A 14,195-nucleotide genomic window follows, 5' to 3' on the forward strand; every position below is an offset into this window, starting at 1 on the left:
CCCATTTTCTCGCTACACTCCGCACGATATCCGTCCTATGATGTTGATTCAGGAATAGAACCTCTCAGGGGCAGGAATGAAAACGCGTGGGATTTTGCTGTTATGTGTATTACTCGCGGGATGTGATCAACCCAACGAAACGCAGTTGAGGTTAGATACCAGCCGCCAGCTACAGCGCACCATTGATACCAACCCGCTGCGTGCAAGTTGTGAGGATATTGCCCGTGGCCGGGAATGGCTGACTCAGCACACCCTTGAGCGGTTACAGGCGCAGGGCTGCCAGAACGTGCTGCGCAGCGCCACCGAAACCAATTTCCTGCACACCGAGTTTTTTCACCGCGCGTTAACTACCGTGTGTGGCTCAATTCGGGGTAAAAGTTTCACCGGCACCTATCTCGATCGCCGCTTTATCTATTCGTATGAAGAGCGATTTCTGGTGATTGAGCCGATGACCGAGCAGGACAAAACCCGTTTTGAAGGGCACAAAACCTTGCAGCAGTTGCAGGATGATTTCAACCGTCAGACCACGCAGTATTGCCAGTAATCAATCCGGCACCGCCTGACTTAACTGTGCCAGTGAGCAGCGCAGGCGCCATAAAATGCCCGCCAACGTATTGGCCTCGCTATCAGGCTGCTGCTGCAGTTGCGCAATCATACCTTCCAGCTCATCCAGCGTGGCCTGCAACGAAGTGTGACGCACGCCGCGCAGGCTCATAATCCGTTGTAAATCCTGCAAACTACTATCGCGCATCTGTGCCAGAGTGCTTGAGGCGGGTCGCCACTCACGTAATTGCCAGACGATGTGAGAACAGTTGAGCAGCACCACGCCCCAGCGCAGCAGCCAGACACGCGCCTGTTCATCACGGCTATTGCTCAACTGGCTAATGTGATGATAGATCTGCGATTCAAAGTGGCTTTCGCTTAGGCGTGGATGGCGTCGCAGCTGGTCAAGAAACGCATGGCGTAACGCGCGAATATGCCGGCGGCTTCGGCGCGCATCGGAACTCGGACGCAGTACCTGAAATGCCATCCATGCCAGCAGCACGCCGCACACCTTGGCCAGATTATCGTTGAGGAAGCTTTGATAATCCCAGTCCGGCGGATTGGTGACGGCGATAAATGAACCCATAAACACAATAAATTGCCCCCACATCCCCGCGCGTTTTTTCTGCTGCAGCTTAAACAGTTGCAAGGTAATCAGTAGCGGAAACAGCACCAGCAGAAATTGCCACAGGGCGCTGATTTGCACCATCAATCCGTATTGCAGCAGAAAACTGAACACCGACAGCCACAGCAGGGTTTTCAGCAACAGTGACACGCTGCCACTGGGGGAGGGAGCAGAAGAGTAGAGTACGCAGGCAATCGCTGTCAGCGTCAGGGCTGCCGCGCCCGCATCCCACTGTGTGCCGATCCAAAAGGCACAGCCCAGCATGATAACGCTGAAGGTGCGTAACGCACTCCAGCCGGCTTCAGCGCTGTCGCTTTCACGTGCCAAAGAGGGCACATCCGGGGGCTGAAAGCGCGTATCGGCGTCAGCGCGCTCAATCAAGCGTATCCAGCGATTGACGTTGAGGTAAACCCAACAGAAGTAGCGCAGACGCTGAACAAAGGCGCGCTGGCGGTAATCGCCGGTTGCTTCCGGTGTCACGCTGCGCAGTATGCGCGCCAGTCGATACTTATCACACTGCGGTAATGCCAGTTCGTGCAACAGTTGCTGAATGGCGGCGTAGAGTTCCGGAGGCGCATCCGGCCAGTTAAGCAGCATGCGGCGCAGGCTGGAGAGAACGCTGGTCAGGCGTAGCTGCTGGTGCAAAACATAGTTGAGCACGTTGTTCTGACGGCGATAGCGGTAATGGCTCCAGAACGCCTGAATACGCAGCAAGTTCATGGTGAGAATCTGGCTGATGACATTCTCATGCGCGGTGCGCACGTTATCGGTGCTGCTTTGCTGCAACAGTAAAACCGCATGATCCAGCAGACGGGCGTGCATCTGCCGCAGCGAGTTCATTAAGGTGTTGCCATCCGACGTGCTGGGCAAAACCATCATCATCAGACCGGCACACAGAATGCCTGAAATCACTTCGCAAACGCGTGCCTGAGTGATATCCCACAGCTGGGTCACATCGGTAATGTTGACGCTGCTAAAGGCAATGATCGCCGCGGTATATCCGGCCAGTGAGAACGCGTAAGCAACATTGTTTTGATAGTGGTTGGCGATCCACGTACAGAACGCCAGCCAGCCAGCCATAAAAAAGGCAAATAGCCAGGGCTCGTTGAGCGTGTGTCCGGCAATCAACAGGGCTGCCGTGGCACCCAGCAAACTGCCGACAATGCGACCCAGACTTTTACTGATCGCGCCGCCCACGGTCGGGAAACTCACCACAGCGGCGGACGTCATCGCCCAATAGGGTTCGTCCAGTTGCAGCGCATAGGCGATGGTCAGCGCCAGACACATGGCAATCGCGTTACGTAAGGCATAGCGCCATTCGCTCCCGGTTGCTTTAATCCAGGGTAGATTTTGCCAGGCCAGCCACTGCAGATTCATGGCGGCCTCAATGTGCGATGGAAATCGTACAGGTGGTGCCCGCCACCAGCGGAACATCATCCGGAATTGCATCCAATCGAATGCGCACCGGCACCCGCTGCGCCAGTCGCACCCAAGGCACATTCGGTTTGATGTCCGGCACTAATCCGCTGTCTGTTGCAACGCTCTGATCGTAAATGGCGCGCCCGATACTCTCCACTTTGCCCTGTAAGCGAGCACCGTTGCTGTACAGCACGATTTGCGCGTCTGCGCCGGGCTGAATGTGACGCAGCTTGGTCTCTTCGAAATAACCCATCACGTAATAAGAGTGGCTATCCACCAGCGCGAAGAGTGGCGTTCCGGCGGTGGCGTAATTGCCGGGACGCAGTGTCAGGTTGCTGATCCAACCGTCGGTGGGGGCGGTAAGGGTGGTTTGCTGCAGGTTCCAGCGCGCCTGATCCAGACTGGCCTGTGCCGCTTTAGTGGTGGCGGTGGCGGCGTTTGCTGTTAATCGCGCGGCATCCATATCTTCTGCTGAAATCACGTTGCGCGGCAGGCTGGCGCGGCGATTGGCCTCATGTTGAGCTTTGGCCAGATCGGATTGCGCCTTCGCCAGCTGGGCATCTGCGTTATCCAGGGCAATTTGCCAGGGTACGGGATCGATTTTCAGTAGGACGTCACCTTTATGCACAAACTGGTTGTCATGCACCTTCAGATCAATGATTCGCCCTGAAACTTCCGGTGTGATATCCACCAGCTCAGCGCGCACTTTGCCATCACGCGTCCACGGTGACTGCATGTAGTAGTTCCACATCCACCAGCCGGCAATCAGGGCCAGGGCAAACACCACCAGAGTTGAAAAGTATTTAAAAGGGTTGAATTTCATGGTGATTTATCCGAGGCTCAGTATCCACAGTGCGCCAGTGACGCAGAGAACAAACAGGGAAAGATCCATCAAGGTGGGATGCCAGATGTCGCCCGAGTACATCCAGCCGCGCAGCAAGGGATGAATCAGTAACCAGAAAAAGAACCCCAGCAGCACGGCTTTAAACAGCGGCGGAAAGAACAGCGAGGCACCAAATACCAGGTCAGTAAGCGGAGCGGTGGCGGAAAGTGCGGTAATGGACACGTGTTTTCATCCTTCATGGTCCCAGGTTCTCTCTATAACTAGCGTAGAAGAGAGCGTGCCGTCTGGCCTGAGATTTGTAATTTGTCCTGTAAACTCGCAGAATAGTGTAAAATCTGGCTTGATAGCTAGCAAGCTAATTATAAGGAGATGAAATGGATACGCCCCTCGGAACAGACCTGTCTCGGCTGGTACGCATCTGGCGTGCCTTGATTGACCAGCGTTTGAAGCCGCTTGAGCTGACACAAACGCATTGGGTGACGTTACACAATATTCATCAACTCCCGCCAGAGCAGTCGCAAATCCAGTTGGCAAAAGCCATTGGTATTGAACAGCCTTCACTGGTGCGTACGCTGGATCAGCTGGAAGAGAAGGGATTAATCACCCGTGCCACCTGCGCTAACGATCGTCGTGCCAAGCGCATCAAGCTGACTAAGCAGGCCGAGCCGATCATCGAGAAGGTTGAAAATGTGATTGACGCCACCCGTGATGACATCCTTTCAGGCATCAGCCTTGAAGAGATCAATCAGATGGTCACGCTGATTGCACGGCTGGAAAAAAACATTCTCGAGTTCCAGAACCGCGAGAAATAAAAAAACCGACGCGCTGGCGTCGGTTTTTTTTATCTGTTCGCTTAGCGTGGTGAAACGGTCACCTGGCTGCCGTTAGACGCCATCACGACGCGCTGACCCACGGAGTAACGGGTTGCAGCCTGCTTCTGCACCACCATAATGGTGTTGCCATCGTCTTTACGGATTTCCAGCTCAACACCGTCAGACTTGTTAACTGCACCCTGTACGCCCTGACCTGCGACGCCGCCGAGTACCGCACCCCCTGCCGTAGCCAGACTACGACCGGTACCGCCACCAATGGTGTTACCGAGGAAACCACCCAGCACCGCACCACCAATCGCGCCAATCACGTTATTTTCATCGCCACCCTGGATTTTAACCGGGCGAACCGACACCAGAGTACCGTAAGAAACACTTTGTACTTGTTTGGCTTCATTGGCGCTATACACATCACCGGAAAGGGTGTCATTGCTGACACAACCTGCCAGCGTCAGGCCGGTCAGTGCCACGGCTACAAAACGCTTAATCATCAGAAAGCTCCTTAATGCAAAAAAACGCCATGTTCTCGTCCTCTACAGCAAGAGTATAAGACAGAAAGCTGGCAATTGACTCTATGTCCAAATAATACGCGGCTTAGGCGAAGGATAGACCATTGCCCCTCAACAAAAATTCAATTTCGTGCTGAAAATATTTTAGCGCTGAAATGCTGTGTGCTGTGCGGTTGAAAAGCGGAATTTTATCATAGAATTAGCCGCTGATATTTGCCAGGCTAAACAGAATCGTATTGAAGACTCGCACGTGGGTAAGGAACCGCTATGAAATCAGGACGCTATATTGGTGTGATGTCCGGCACCAGCCTCGACGGGGTAGATGTGGTGCTGGCGGTCATTGATGAGCATATGGTGGCGCAGCAGGCCAGCTATTGCCACCCGATGCCGCAGGAAATTCGCCAACAGGTGCTGGCCATCTGTCAGGGACAATCGTTGACCCTGTCGCAACTCGGCCAACTGGATACCCGACTGGGCAAGCTGTTTGCAGAAGCGGTGTTGACTCTGATGCAGCGGCAATCTCTGGAAGCCAGCGACATCATGGCAATAGGTTGCCATGGTCAGACCGTGTGGCATGAGCCACAGAGCGACGCGCCGAATACGCTGCAGATTGGTGATAGCAATCAGATCGCCGCAGCCACGGGAGTGACAGTAGTGGCCGATTTTAGACGTCGCGACATGGCTTTAGGTGGACAAGGTGCGCCACTGGTTCCCGCGTTCCATCAGGCGCTACTGATGGACAGCACTGAGAGGCGCATGGTGCTCAATATTGGCGGAATTGCCAATCTGTCGTTATTGATCCCTGGACAGCCGGTGCGTGGCTTTGATACCGGCCCCGGCAATATGCTGATTGATGCGTGGATCTGGCGCCATAAGGGCGTGCCCTATGATAAGGATGCCAGCTGGGCACGCAGTGGTCAGGTGGTGCCTGCACTGCTGGATGAGATGCTCAACGATCCCTGGTTTGCGCTGCCACCACCGAAAAGTACCGGCCGTGAATATTTCAATCTTGGCTGGGTTGAGCGCCAACTACAGCGCTTCCCGGCACTGGCACCGCAGGACGTGCAGGCCACACTTAGCGAACTCACTGCACTAACCATTGCTCAGCAAGTTCAGCTGAACGATGGCTGCGATCGCCTGTTGGTCTGTGGTGGTGGAAGTCGCAATCCGGTGCTGATGGCCCGACTGGCAGCTTATCTGCCGGGAACGGAAGTCGGGACGACCGATGAAGCCGGGATCAGTGGCGATGATATGGAAGCGTTGGCGTTCGCCTGGCTGGCGTTTCGCACTTTATCGGGTCTGCCTGGTAATTTACCAGCGGTGACCGGTGCACGAGAAATGAGTGTGTTGGGCGCCATTTATCCGGCGAATGCCCGATTAACACGTTAAGGAGTGAACGATGAAAAAAATCGCTATGATGTTGGGCTGTGTCGTTGCGCTGAGTGGTTGCGGCATGATGCACAAAGAGCAGCCAGCACCCCAGACATTGCGCTACCAGTGCGGCACTTTGCCGTTGACAGTGACACTGGATAATCCAAAGCAGCAGGTGAGCTTTATTCTGGATGGTAAACCGCTCACTCTGACGCAAACCGTATCGGCCTCCGGCGCGCGCTACAGCGACGGCACTTATGTCTTCTGGTCGAAAGGCAATGGCGCTTTTGTTGAGCGCAATGACAAAATCGTGATTAATGACTGTGAATTGCAAAATGCGGATGCGTCCGCCCAGTAACGAAGAGAATCAGCATGAGCGACAGTGATAGCTTGCAAAATATTGCCCATTTGCGTCGTGAGTACACCCGCGGCGGACTGAGACGTAACGATCTGCCAGACAATCCGCTGGCGCTGTTTGAACATTGGCTCAGGCAGGCGTGCGATGCGCAATTGCCTGATCCCACGGCGATGACCGTCGCCACCGTGGACAGCAGCGGTCAGCCTTATCAGCGCATTGTGTTGCTGAAGCATTATGATGAGCAAGGTATGGTGTTTTACACCAACCTTGGCAGCCGTAAGGCGCTGCAACTGGCCGATAATCCGCGCATCTCGCTTCACTTCCCGTGGCACTTCCTTGAGCGTCAGGTGATGGTGCTGGGTGAAGTTGAGAAACTGACGCCACTGGAAGTATTGAAATACTTCAGCAGCCGTCCGCGTGACAGCCAGATTGGTGCCTGGGTGTCGAAGCAATCGAGCCGTATTTCGGCGCGCGGCGTGCTGGAGGGCAAGTTCCTTGAACTGAAGCAGAAATTCCAGCAAGGCGAAGTGCCTTTACCCAGTTTCTGGGGCGGATATCGCGTCAAATTCCACACCGTGGAGTTCTGGCAGGGCGGCGAGCATCGTCTGCACGATCGCTTCCTCTATCAACGTGAAGCCGATGGCTGGACGATTGACCGTTTAGCCCCGTAAAACTGCGTTTATCCCCTTTCAACGCTGGCGCAGTTGGCGTCAGCGCTTTATGCTATAGCCCTCTTTTTTTTCGTATCCGCATCTCAGCGGAAAGCTGTGTACCAGCCTAGGTGCAGTCTGATCAATTTGGAGTCAGTGATGACCAGCAGTAACCTGATACAACAATTGCAAGAAAGGGGCTTAGTCGCCCAGGTAACGGACGAGGAAGCGTTAGCAGAGCGACTGGCGCAAGGGCCAATTGCACTCTATTGCGGCTTCGATCCGACCGCTGATAGCTTGCACTTGGGCCATCTGGTGCCGCTGCTCTGCCTGAAACGTTTTCAGGACGCCGGACACAAGCCGGTCGCGCTGGTGGGTGGTGCCACCGGTCTGATTGGCGATCCCAGCTTTAAAGCAGCAGAACGTAAACTCAACACCGCTGATACCGTGGGCGAGTGGGTCGAGAAGATCCGCAACCAGGTGGCGCCGTTCCTTAGCTTCGATTGCGGTGACAACAGCGCCATTGCGGCTAATAACTACGACTGGTTCGGCGGCATGAACGTGCTGACCTTCCTGCGCGATATCGGCAAGCACTTCTCCGTTAACCAGATGATCAACCGCGAAGCGGTGAAGCAGCGTCTGAATCGTGAAGATCAGGGTATCTCTTACACCGAATTCTCCTACAACCTATTGCAGGGTTATGACTTCGCGGAGCTGAACAAGCGTCACGATGTGGTGCTGCAGATTGGTGGTTCCGATCAGTGGGGCAACATCACTTCAGGTATCGACCTAACGCGTCGCCTGCATCAGCAGCAAGCGTGGGGCTTGACCGTTCCGTTGATCACCAAATCAGACGGTACCAAATTCGGTAAAACCGAAGGTGGCGCAGTCTGGCTTGATGCGAAGAAAACCAGCCCGTACAAGTTCTACCAGTTCTGGATCAACACGGCCGATGCTGACGTGTATCGCTTCCTGAAGTTCTTCACCTTTATGAGCATTGAAGAGATCAATGCTCTGGAAGAGGAAGACAAGAACAGCGGTAAGGCGCCACGTGCGCAGTATGTGCTGGCAGAGTTAGTTACTCGTTTGGTGCACGGCGAAGCGGGTCTGACCGCGGCAAAACGTATCACCGACAGCCTGTTCTCAGGCAGCCTGACCGAAATGACCGAAGCGGACTTCGAGCAGTTAGCTCAGGACGGTATGCCGGTGATTAACCTGAATGCGGAAGACGATCTGCAGCAGGCGCTGGTGGCCGCTGAACTGGTGCCGTCTCGTGGCCAGGCGCGTACCATGATCGGTTCTAACGCCGTGTCGCTTAACGGTGAAAAACAATCTGACGCCGAGTATCGTTTCAGCGACAGCGACAAACTGTTTGGTCGCTTCACGCTGTTGCGTCGCGGTAAAAAACACTACTGCCTGATTAACTGGCAGTAAGGTTCGAGGGCCGGTTTCCGGCCCTTTTTTATGGCAAGGCAGTACAGGGCAATCAGTACAGGGCAATAATGAAAAATATCCTCGCAATCCAGTCTCATGTGGTTTACGGCCACGCTGGTAACAGCGCCGCCGAATTCCCAATGCGTCGTATGGGCGCAAACGTTTGGCCGTTGAACACCGTACAGTTCTCTAACCATACGCAGTACGGTCACTGGACCGGCACTGTGATGCCCGCTACGCATCTGACCGACATCGTCAAAGGCATTGCGGCGATTGACCGTCTGAAGACCTGTGATGCGGTGCTGAGCGGCTATTTAGGGTCTGCAGAGCAGGGCGAGCAGATTCTGGAGATCGTGCGTCAGGTGAAAGCCGCCAATCCGAACGCGTGGTTCTTCTGCGATCCGGTGATGGGCCATCCTGAGAAGGGCTGCATCGTGGCGCCCGGCGTCGCGGAGTTCCATTGCAAGATGGCGATGCCGGCCAGCGATATCATCGCCCCGAACCTGCTGGAGCTGGAAATGCTCAGCGGTCACGAAGTGTCTAACGTGGAGCAGGCGGTGGTTGCCGCCCGTGCCTTAGTCGCGCAAGGACCGAAAGTGGTGCTGGTGAAGCATCTGGCGCGTGCCGGACGCCGCAGCGATCGCTTTGAGATGCTGCTGGTCACCGCTGACGAGTGCTGGCACATCAGCCGTCCGCTGGTGGATTTCGGGGTACGTCAGCCAGTAGGCGTCGGCGATCTCACCAGTGGTTTACTGCTGGTCGATCTGCTTCACGGTAAATCGTTGCAGGATGCGCTGGAGCACGTTACCGCAGCAGTGTATGAAGTGATGCTGAAAACCCATGAGATGGGCGAGTATGAGCTGCAACTGGTGGCGGCACAGGACGCGATTGCGCAACCGACTCAGCATTTTGCTGCTGAGAAGCTGTAACAGCTGCGAAATCTGCAGGCAACCATCCGATGGCCTGCAGACACGATGCAAAACAGGCGCACAGTGTGCGCCTGAATCGTCTTAAACCAAACCTTCCGCCTTCAACGCTGCCTGCACCGCAGGGCGTTCCGCGACGCGATCAAACCAGGCTTCAAGCGCCGTTAACCCGCTCAAATCCAGCTTGATGGCTTTTGCCCAGCGTGTGACCACGAACAGATAGACATCGGCCACGGTATAACGCAGGCCCATCAGCCACTGCTTGTCTTGCAGCGCTTCATCTACCGCCTGATATTTCTTCTCTAACTGCGCTCGCACAATCGCTTTGTACTCTTCCGGTGTGTCCGGACGGAACAGCGGAGAAAAGGTTTTGTGCAGTTCACTGCTGACAAAGCTCAGCCATTCAATGGTGTGGTAGCGCGTCAGGCTGCCGGTCGGTGCCAGCAAATTGCGGTCTGGCTTCAGATCCGCCAGATACTGCACAATGGCAACGCCCTCGGTCAACAAGCTGCCGTCATCAAATTGCAGCGCGGGAACCTGTCCTTTGGGGTTAATTTGCCAGTAATCTTCTCCCTGCTCGGTGACCTTTTTCTGCAGATCGACATTGACCTGGGTAAAGTCCAGCCCGCATTCAAGCGCAACAATATGCGGTGATAGCGAACAGGCACCGGGCTTGCAATAGAGTTTCATCATGGCTTCTCCTGGAAGTGTGGTTGTGATCGAATTAGCATAAATCTGCGAAAATAATTTACCAGTGACCGCGATCAGGAATTACGGTCCGCTTTTAACTTTTCTTGAGCAAAACAAGGAAGCGAAGGCAATTGTTCCAGCGCATAGTCCCAGAACTGCCGTACCTTGGGTGTCATGTTCTTAACCCGCTGTGTGACCAGCTGTACTGGCAATGGGGCAGGTTCCCACTCGGGTAATAGACGGATCAGTTTGCCATCACGAATATCATCCAGCACCTGGTACGACAGCAAACGACCAATCCCCTGGCCACCCCGCAGCGTTTCCAGCTGGCTTTCAATATCGTTAACGCGCAGACGTGGCAAAATGCGCACGCGTAAATCCTGCGCAAAGCGCCACTCTCTTGTGTGGCGTAAGCTGGTGATCACGGTATGTTGCTGGAGCTCTGTTGGATGTGCAGGCGCACCCGCAAGCCTGAGATATTCTGGGCTCGCCACCAATGTCGAACGCGCGCTGCCCACTTTACGTGCCACCATTGAGGAATCCTGTAATTCTCCAATGCGCAGCGCGATATCCAGTCCGTTTTCTATCAAATCCTGATAGCTGTCGCTCAATACCACTTCGATCTGCATCTCAGGATGCTGCTGCAAAAAGGCATTGACCAGCGGCATGATATGGCGTCGACCAAAAGGCACGGGCGCAGTGATACGCAGCAACCCCTGCAGGCCACTGTGATGCGCGCTGTCCAGCGCGTGCTGATAATCACCTAATATTTGCTGCGCACGTTCAAACAGCTGCCAGCCGGCTTCTGTCGGCGCGAGTTGACGCGTGGTGCGTTCAATCAGGGTGGTGCCGAGACGGGATTCGAGTGCGTTTAACGATCGTGTGATGACCGGTGGGGATCGCTGTAGCAGACGTGCGGCGCCGGCCAGGCTGCCTTGCTGAACCACCGCGACAAATACCTGCAGCTCTTCGAATCGGTCCATGATGATTACCGCTTGATAAACAAGAAGCCGTCATCATGCGGGTAAGTGGATTAAAAGCGAAGCTTTGGCAGCAGGAAACGTTAAAGCGGTGGGAAGAAATGAGTAACAGGAAATAAAAAAGCCGGGCGTTTGCCCGGCTTGTTCACATCACCTTCATTACTGATTCGCGTTAGCGCTTTTCAGTTCAGGCTGTGGAGCATCACTCTGCGTCATACGGTTCAGCAGTGGCGCGGTGATCAGCATCAGGATAGCGATCACGCCGGTAGCAATACCAATCTGCTGGAACACATGGCTGTAAACTTCCAGTGAGGCATGTGGATCGGTCACATCACTCGGCACGGCCATCAGGTTAGCCACTTTACCGGCAATCATTGCGGCACCCGCAGTGGTCAGGAACCACGAACCCATGATGAAGCCCATCAGACGCTGTGGGACTAACTGAGCCACCATCGCCAGGCCGAGACCAGAAATCATCAGTTCGCCCACACTCTGCAGTGCATAGCTGATGATCAGCCAGTTCACAGAGACAATACCGGCATCGTTAGCGAATTTGGCACCAAATGGCAGCACCAGGAACGCAGCAGAGCATAGCACCATACCAATGGCGAATTTGTGCGGCATAGGCAGTTTGTCGCCCAGCTTGTTATATACCGCTGCCAAAATTGGGCTAGCCAGCATAATCCAGAACGGGTTCAGCGCCTGGAACTGCTCGGGTTCGAAAGTGATGCCCAGAATGGCATGCTCAACGTTACGAATGGCAAAGAAGTTGAGTGAGGTTGGCATCTGCATGTAGAGCACAAAGAACACAATCGCTTCGACCATCAGCAGGAAGGCCACGATCATTTTACGACGTGCCGCACCCTGCAGCGCAAAAGCTTCTTTCGCAAACACCAGCACGATACCGATGGCAATCACGCCCAGCGCAATGCGTGCGATGGTTTGGTGATGTAACAGCCAGGCCGCGATCGCCACCAGAGCCACTACACCCACCAGCGTCATCAGCAATTTGCTGACGTTCAGCGGTGCAAAGTCAGGTTTAGAGCCGTAGTTTTTTACCAGGCGCTGGCAGAACAGGAAGTTCAGCAAGGTAATCACAAGACCCACTACGGAGAGCGAGAAGGCAGCGCCCCAGCCGTAATGTGCAGCCAGCCACGGTGTCAGCATCATCGAGAACAGTGAACCGATGTTGATCGACATGTAGAACATGGTGAAAGCACCGTCGATGCGCGGATCATCTTTCTCGTAGCAGGTAGACAGCAGAGAAGAGGGGTTGGCTTTAAACAAGCCACTGCCCACGGCAATGGTCGCCATGCCAACGTACACCATCGCGGTATCGTGGCCTGAGAAGGCGATCAGTGCATAACCGAGAGCCAGCACGATCACGCCGAGCACAATCACGCGTTTGGTGCCCAATACTTTATCGCCCAGCCAGCCGCCAATCGCGACCATGCCGTAGACCAGGGCGCTGAACGAGGTGAACAGGGTAATGGAGTCCGCTTCGGACATCCCCAGCTGTTTCACCAGGTAAACGGCCATGATGGCTTGCAGACCGTAGTAGCCGAAACGCTCCCACAGTTCGATGGAGAAAATCAGATAAAACGCTTTCGGTTGCTTGAACGCGTTGAGGCTTACTGCCTCGTCAGTGTGTTTGTTTGCAGTTGACACGTGTACCTCAGTTTATACATAGCCTGTTTTACGACAGGAATTAAGTCTGCGTCGGGCTGAGCAATCCCGCGCAACATTGTTATTAGAAAGGAAAAACGGCGCCTAATTTGGCTGAATCAGGCCATCAGGGCAAGCATTTTTTGCACGCTGAAATACTTGTAACAGGTAGGGTTAATGCCGTTATAAGAAGTTGTAAATCAGTGTTAAATATTGCTGGGTGGCATTATATCAGAATAATCGTGCTAACTGGAGATCCTGAGGATCATTTTCCTGATATAAACTCCTTAAGGCGTATTTTACAGAATATAACGCTGTAGATGATTATTTATACCAATATAAAGCTTGCGGTTGCACACTTACTAAGCACAATTGCTTGATTGTTGAGCGTAATGGGCGGGTTAAAGTTTCCAATAGGCTAATTTGTTGATCCTGCGCACAAAATTACGAATTAATTAAATCCGTAAAAGAAGTAAACGATTGCGCGGTCGACGTCTGTCGAGTTAATCACCATAAAGGGCAGTCTTTAACCGCATAAAATGCAGGCTTTAACCACAATGCGCGCAAGCGAAAGTGAGTGATATCGCGCGGAAATGCGCTTAGACAGGTCGTGATGTTTGCTGTAACCTCGTTTTTTCCCTAAAAGGACGTAGCCATGACGCAGTCAGTTCGTGTCGCCCTTGTTGGCGATTACCGTGCCAATGCCGTTGCACATCAAGCCATTCCTCCTGCTGTACAGTTTGCCGCAAAATCCCTCTCGCTCGACGTTACCGCCGACTGGATCGCCACTCCTGATATTCATCAACACAACTGGAACGATTACGATGCCATCTGGGTTGTGCCAGGTAGCCCGTATCTGAACGACGAAGGTGTCTTTGCAACGATCCGCTGGGCGCGAGAAAACCACAAACCTTTCCTGGGTTCGTGTGGCGGTTTCCAGTATGCGGTGGTGGAGTACGCCCGCAATGTGCTGGGTTGGGAAGATGCCGGACATGCGGAAACGGATGAAGGTGGACGCTGGGTGATTGCCCCGCTAGCCTGTTCGCTGGTGGAACAGCGTGGCACGGTGACATTCGAAGCAGGCTCACGCATTGCGCAGGCCTACGGCGCGCTCGAAAGTAATGAAGGCTATCACTGCAATTTCGGCGTGAATCCAGAATTTAGCGCCGCGCTGGCGACCAATAATCTGAAGATTACCTCGTGGGATTTGGATCAGGATGTCCGTGGCGTTGAACTGACCGATCATCCGTTCTATGTTGCGACGCTGTTTCAGTCAGAGCGAGCGGCGCTGCAAAATCGACTATCCCCGCTGGTGGTCGCCTGGCTGCAGGCCGCGGCCAAATAATCGATT

At 54.2% G+C, this 14,195-nt stretch carries 15 protein-coding genes; 8 read left to right on the forward strand and 7 right to left on the reverse strand.

What is annotated here, in order from left to right; translation table 11 throughout:
* Positions 1 to 76: 76 nt before the first annotated feature.
* Positions 77 to 544, forward strand: coding sequence for a hypothetical protein (locus tag ACXI0A_RS10555; RefSeq protein ID WP_224928795.1), 468 nt, complete (start codon positions 77 to 79; stop codon positions 542 to 544).
* On the opposite strand, the gene ACXI0A_RS10560 is transcribed toward ACXI0A_RS10555, so the two are convergent.
* From ACXI0A_RS10560 to ACXI0A_RS10570, 3 genes are read right to left on the reverse strand one after another with little or no spacing between them, the layout of a single operon-like run.
* Positions 545 to 2,545, reverse strand: a complete 2,001-nt coding sequence (locus tag ACXI0A_RS10560; protein ID WP_476148988.1) for an FUSC family protein — start codon at positions 2,543 to 2,545, stop codon at positions 545 to 547.
* A 7-nt stretch (positions 2,546 to 2,552) separates the two neighbouring features.
* Complete coding sequence (locus ACXI0A_RS10565; RefSeq protein WP_476148987.1) at positions 2,553 to 3,410, reverse strand: efflux RND transporter periplasmic adaptor subunit; 858 nt, start codon at positions 3,408 to 3,410, stop codon at positions 2,553 to 2,555.
* A 6-nt stretch (positions 3,411 to 3,416) separates the two neighbouring features.
* On the reverse strand, positions 3,417 to 3,653 hold the full coding sequence (locus tag ACXI0A_RS10570) for a DUF1656 domain-containing protein (RefSeq protein ID WP_038647264.1): 237 nt from the start codon (positions 3,651 to 3,653) through the stop codon (positions 3,417 to 3,419).
* A 152-nt stretch (positions 3,654 to 3,805) separates the two neighbouring features.
* Here ACXI0A_RS10570 and slyA point away from each other — a divergent pair, with 152 nt between their 5' ends.
* Entirely contained in the window at positions 3,806 to 4,243 is a 438-nt protein-coding gene (gene slyA, locus ACXI0A_RS10575) for a transcriptional regulator SlyA (protein ID WP_224928786.1), read from the forward strand.
* 41 nt (positions 4,244 to 4,284) lie between these two features.
* Here slyA and slyB read toward each other — a convergent pair whose 3' ends face one another.
* Positions 4,285 to 4,752 carry an outer membrane lipoprotein SlyB gene (slyB, locus tag ACXI0A_RS10580; protein WP_034821586.1) on the reverse strand — a complete coding sequence of 156 codons (468 nt, stop codon included), beginning with the start codon at positions 4,750 to 4,752 and terminating at the stop codon, positions 4,285 to 4,287.
* A 285-nt stretch (positions 4,753 to 5,037) separates the two neighbouring features.
* Here slyB and anmK point away from each other — a divergent pair, with 285 nt between their 5' ends.
* The 5 genes from anmK (at position 5,038) to pdxY (ending at position 9,512) form a co-directional block, all read left to right on the forward strand.
* Positions 5,038 to 6,159 carry an anhydro-N-acetylmuramic acid kinase gene (anmK, locus tag ACXI0A_RS10585; RefSeq protein ID WP_224928783.1) on the forward strand — a complete coding sequence of 374 codons (1,122 nt, stop codon included), beginning with the start codon at positions 5,038 to 5,040 and terminating at the stop codon, positions 6,157 to 6,159.
* A gap of 10 nt (positions 6,160 to 6,169) precedes the next feature.
* On the forward strand, positions 6,170 to 6,499 hold the full coding sequence (locus ACXI0A_RS10590; RefSeq protein ID WP_476148984.1) for an MliC family protein: 330 nt from the start codon (positions 6,170 to 6,172) through the stop codon (positions 6,497 to 6,499).
* A 14-nt stretch (positions 6,500 to 6,513) separates the two neighbouring features.
* Entirely contained in the window at positions 6,514 to 7,170 is a 657-nt protein-coding gene (gene pdxH, locus ACXI0A_RS10595; protein ID WP_224928779.1) for a pyridoxamine 5'-phosphate oxidase, read from the forward strand.
* A 138-nt stretch (positions 7,171 to 7,308) separates the two neighbouring features.
* A complete protein-coding gene (tyrS, locus tag ACXI0A_RS10600; protein ID WP_224928776.1) occupies positions 7,309 to 8,583 on the forward strand; it encodes a tyrosine--tRNA ligase in 1,275 nt (424 codons plus the stop codon).
* A gap of 65 nt (positions 8,584 to 8,648) precedes the next feature.
* Positions 8,649 to 9,512 carry a pyridoxal kinase PdxY gene (pdxY, locus tag ACXI0A_RS10605; RefSeq protein ID WP_224930258.1) on the forward strand — a complete coding sequence of 288 codons (864 nt, stop codon included), beginning with the start codon at positions 8,649 to 8,651 and terminating at the stop codon, positions 9,510 to 9,512.
* Between the two features lie 81 nt (positions 9,513 to 9,593).
* Here pdxY and gstA read toward each other — a convergent pair whose 3' ends face one another.
* The 3 genes from gstA to dtpA form a co-directional block, all read right to left on the reverse strand.
* Positions 9,594 to 10,199, reverse strand: coding sequence for a glutathione transferase GstA (gstA, locus tag ACXI0A_RS10610; protein WP_476151083.1), 606 nt, complete (start codon positions 10,197 to 10,199; stop codon positions 9,594 to 9,596).
* Between the two features lie 74 nt (positions 10,200 to 10,273).
* Positions 10,274 to 11,182: a LysR substrate-binding domain-containing protein gene (locus tag ACXI0A_RS10615; RefSeq protein ID WP_476148981.1), complete on the reverse strand. Its 909-nt coding sequence runs from the start codon at positions 11,180 to 11,182 to the stop codon at positions 10,274 to 10,276.
* A 156-nt stretch (positions 11,183 to 11,338) separates the two neighbouring features.
* Complete coding sequence (dtpA, locus tag ACXI0A_RS10620; RefSeq protein ID WP_224928770.1) at positions 11,339 to 12,847, reverse strand: dipeptide/tripeptide permease DtpA; 1,509 nt, start codon at positions 12,845 to 12,847, stop codon at positions 11,339 to 11,341.
* A gap of 652 nt (positions 12,848 to 13,499) precedes the next feature.
* Between dtpA and ACXI0A_RS10625 the strand changes: the two genes are divergently transcribed.
* A complete protein-coding gene (locus ACXI0A_RS10625; RefSeq protein WP_476148979.1) occupies positions 13,500 to 14,189 on the forward strand; it encodes a CTP synthase C-terminal region-related (seleno)protein in 690 nt (229 codons plus the stop codon).
* The last annotated feature ends 6 nt before the right edge of the window (positions 14,190 to 14,195 follow it).

The sequence above is a fragment of the Pantoea sp. C1E2 genome (assembly GCF_056491465.1).

Coding starts and splice junctions, on each gene's coding strand:
- ACXI0A_RS10565 (WP_476148987.1), bottom strand. CDS start 3,410: ATGAAATTCAACCCTTTTAAATACTTTTCAACTCTGGTGGTGTTTGCC.
- slyB (WP_034821586.1), bottom strand. CDS start 4,752: ATGATTAAGCGTTTTGTAGCCGTGGCACTGACCGGCCTGACGCTGGCA.
- ACXI0A_RS10625 (WP_476148979.1), top strand. CDS start 13,500: ATGACGCAGTCAGTTCGTGTCGCCCTTGTTGGCGATTACCGTGCCAAT.
- ACXI0A_RS10615 (WP_476148981.1), bottom strand. CDS start 11,182: ATGGACCGATTCGAAGAGCTGCAGGTATTTGTCGCGGTGGTTCAGCAA.
- ACXI0A_RS10555 (WP_224928795.1), top strand. CDS start 77: ATGAAAACGCGTGGGATTTTGCTGTTATGTGTATTACTCGCGGGATGT.
- tyrS (WP_224928776.1), top strand. CDS start 7,309: ATGACCAGCAGTAACCTGATACAACAATTGCAAGAAAGGGGCTTAGTC.
- ACXI0A_RS10560 (WP_476148988.1), bottom strand. CDS start 2,545: ATGAATCTGCAGTGGCTGGCCTGGCAAAATCTACCCTGGATTAAAGCA.
- gstA (WP_476151083.1), bottom strand. CDS start 10,199: ATGAAACTCTATTGCAAGCCCGGTGCCTGTTCGCTATCACCGCATATT.
- slyA (WP_224928786.1), top strand. CDS start 3,806: ATGGATACGCCCCTCGGAACAGACCTGTCTCGGCTGGTACGCATCTGG.
- ACXI0A_RS10590 (WP_476148984.1), top strand. CDS start 6,170: ATGAAAAAAATCGCTATGATGTTGGGCTGTGTCGTTGCGCTGAGTGGT.
- anmK (WP_224928783.1), top strand. CDS start 5,038: ATGAAATCAGGACGCTATATTGGTGTGATGTCCGGCACCAGCCTCGAC.
- pdxH (WP_224928779.1), top strand. CDS start 6,514: ATGAGCGACAGTGATAGCTTGCAAAATATTGCCCATTTGCGTCGTGAG.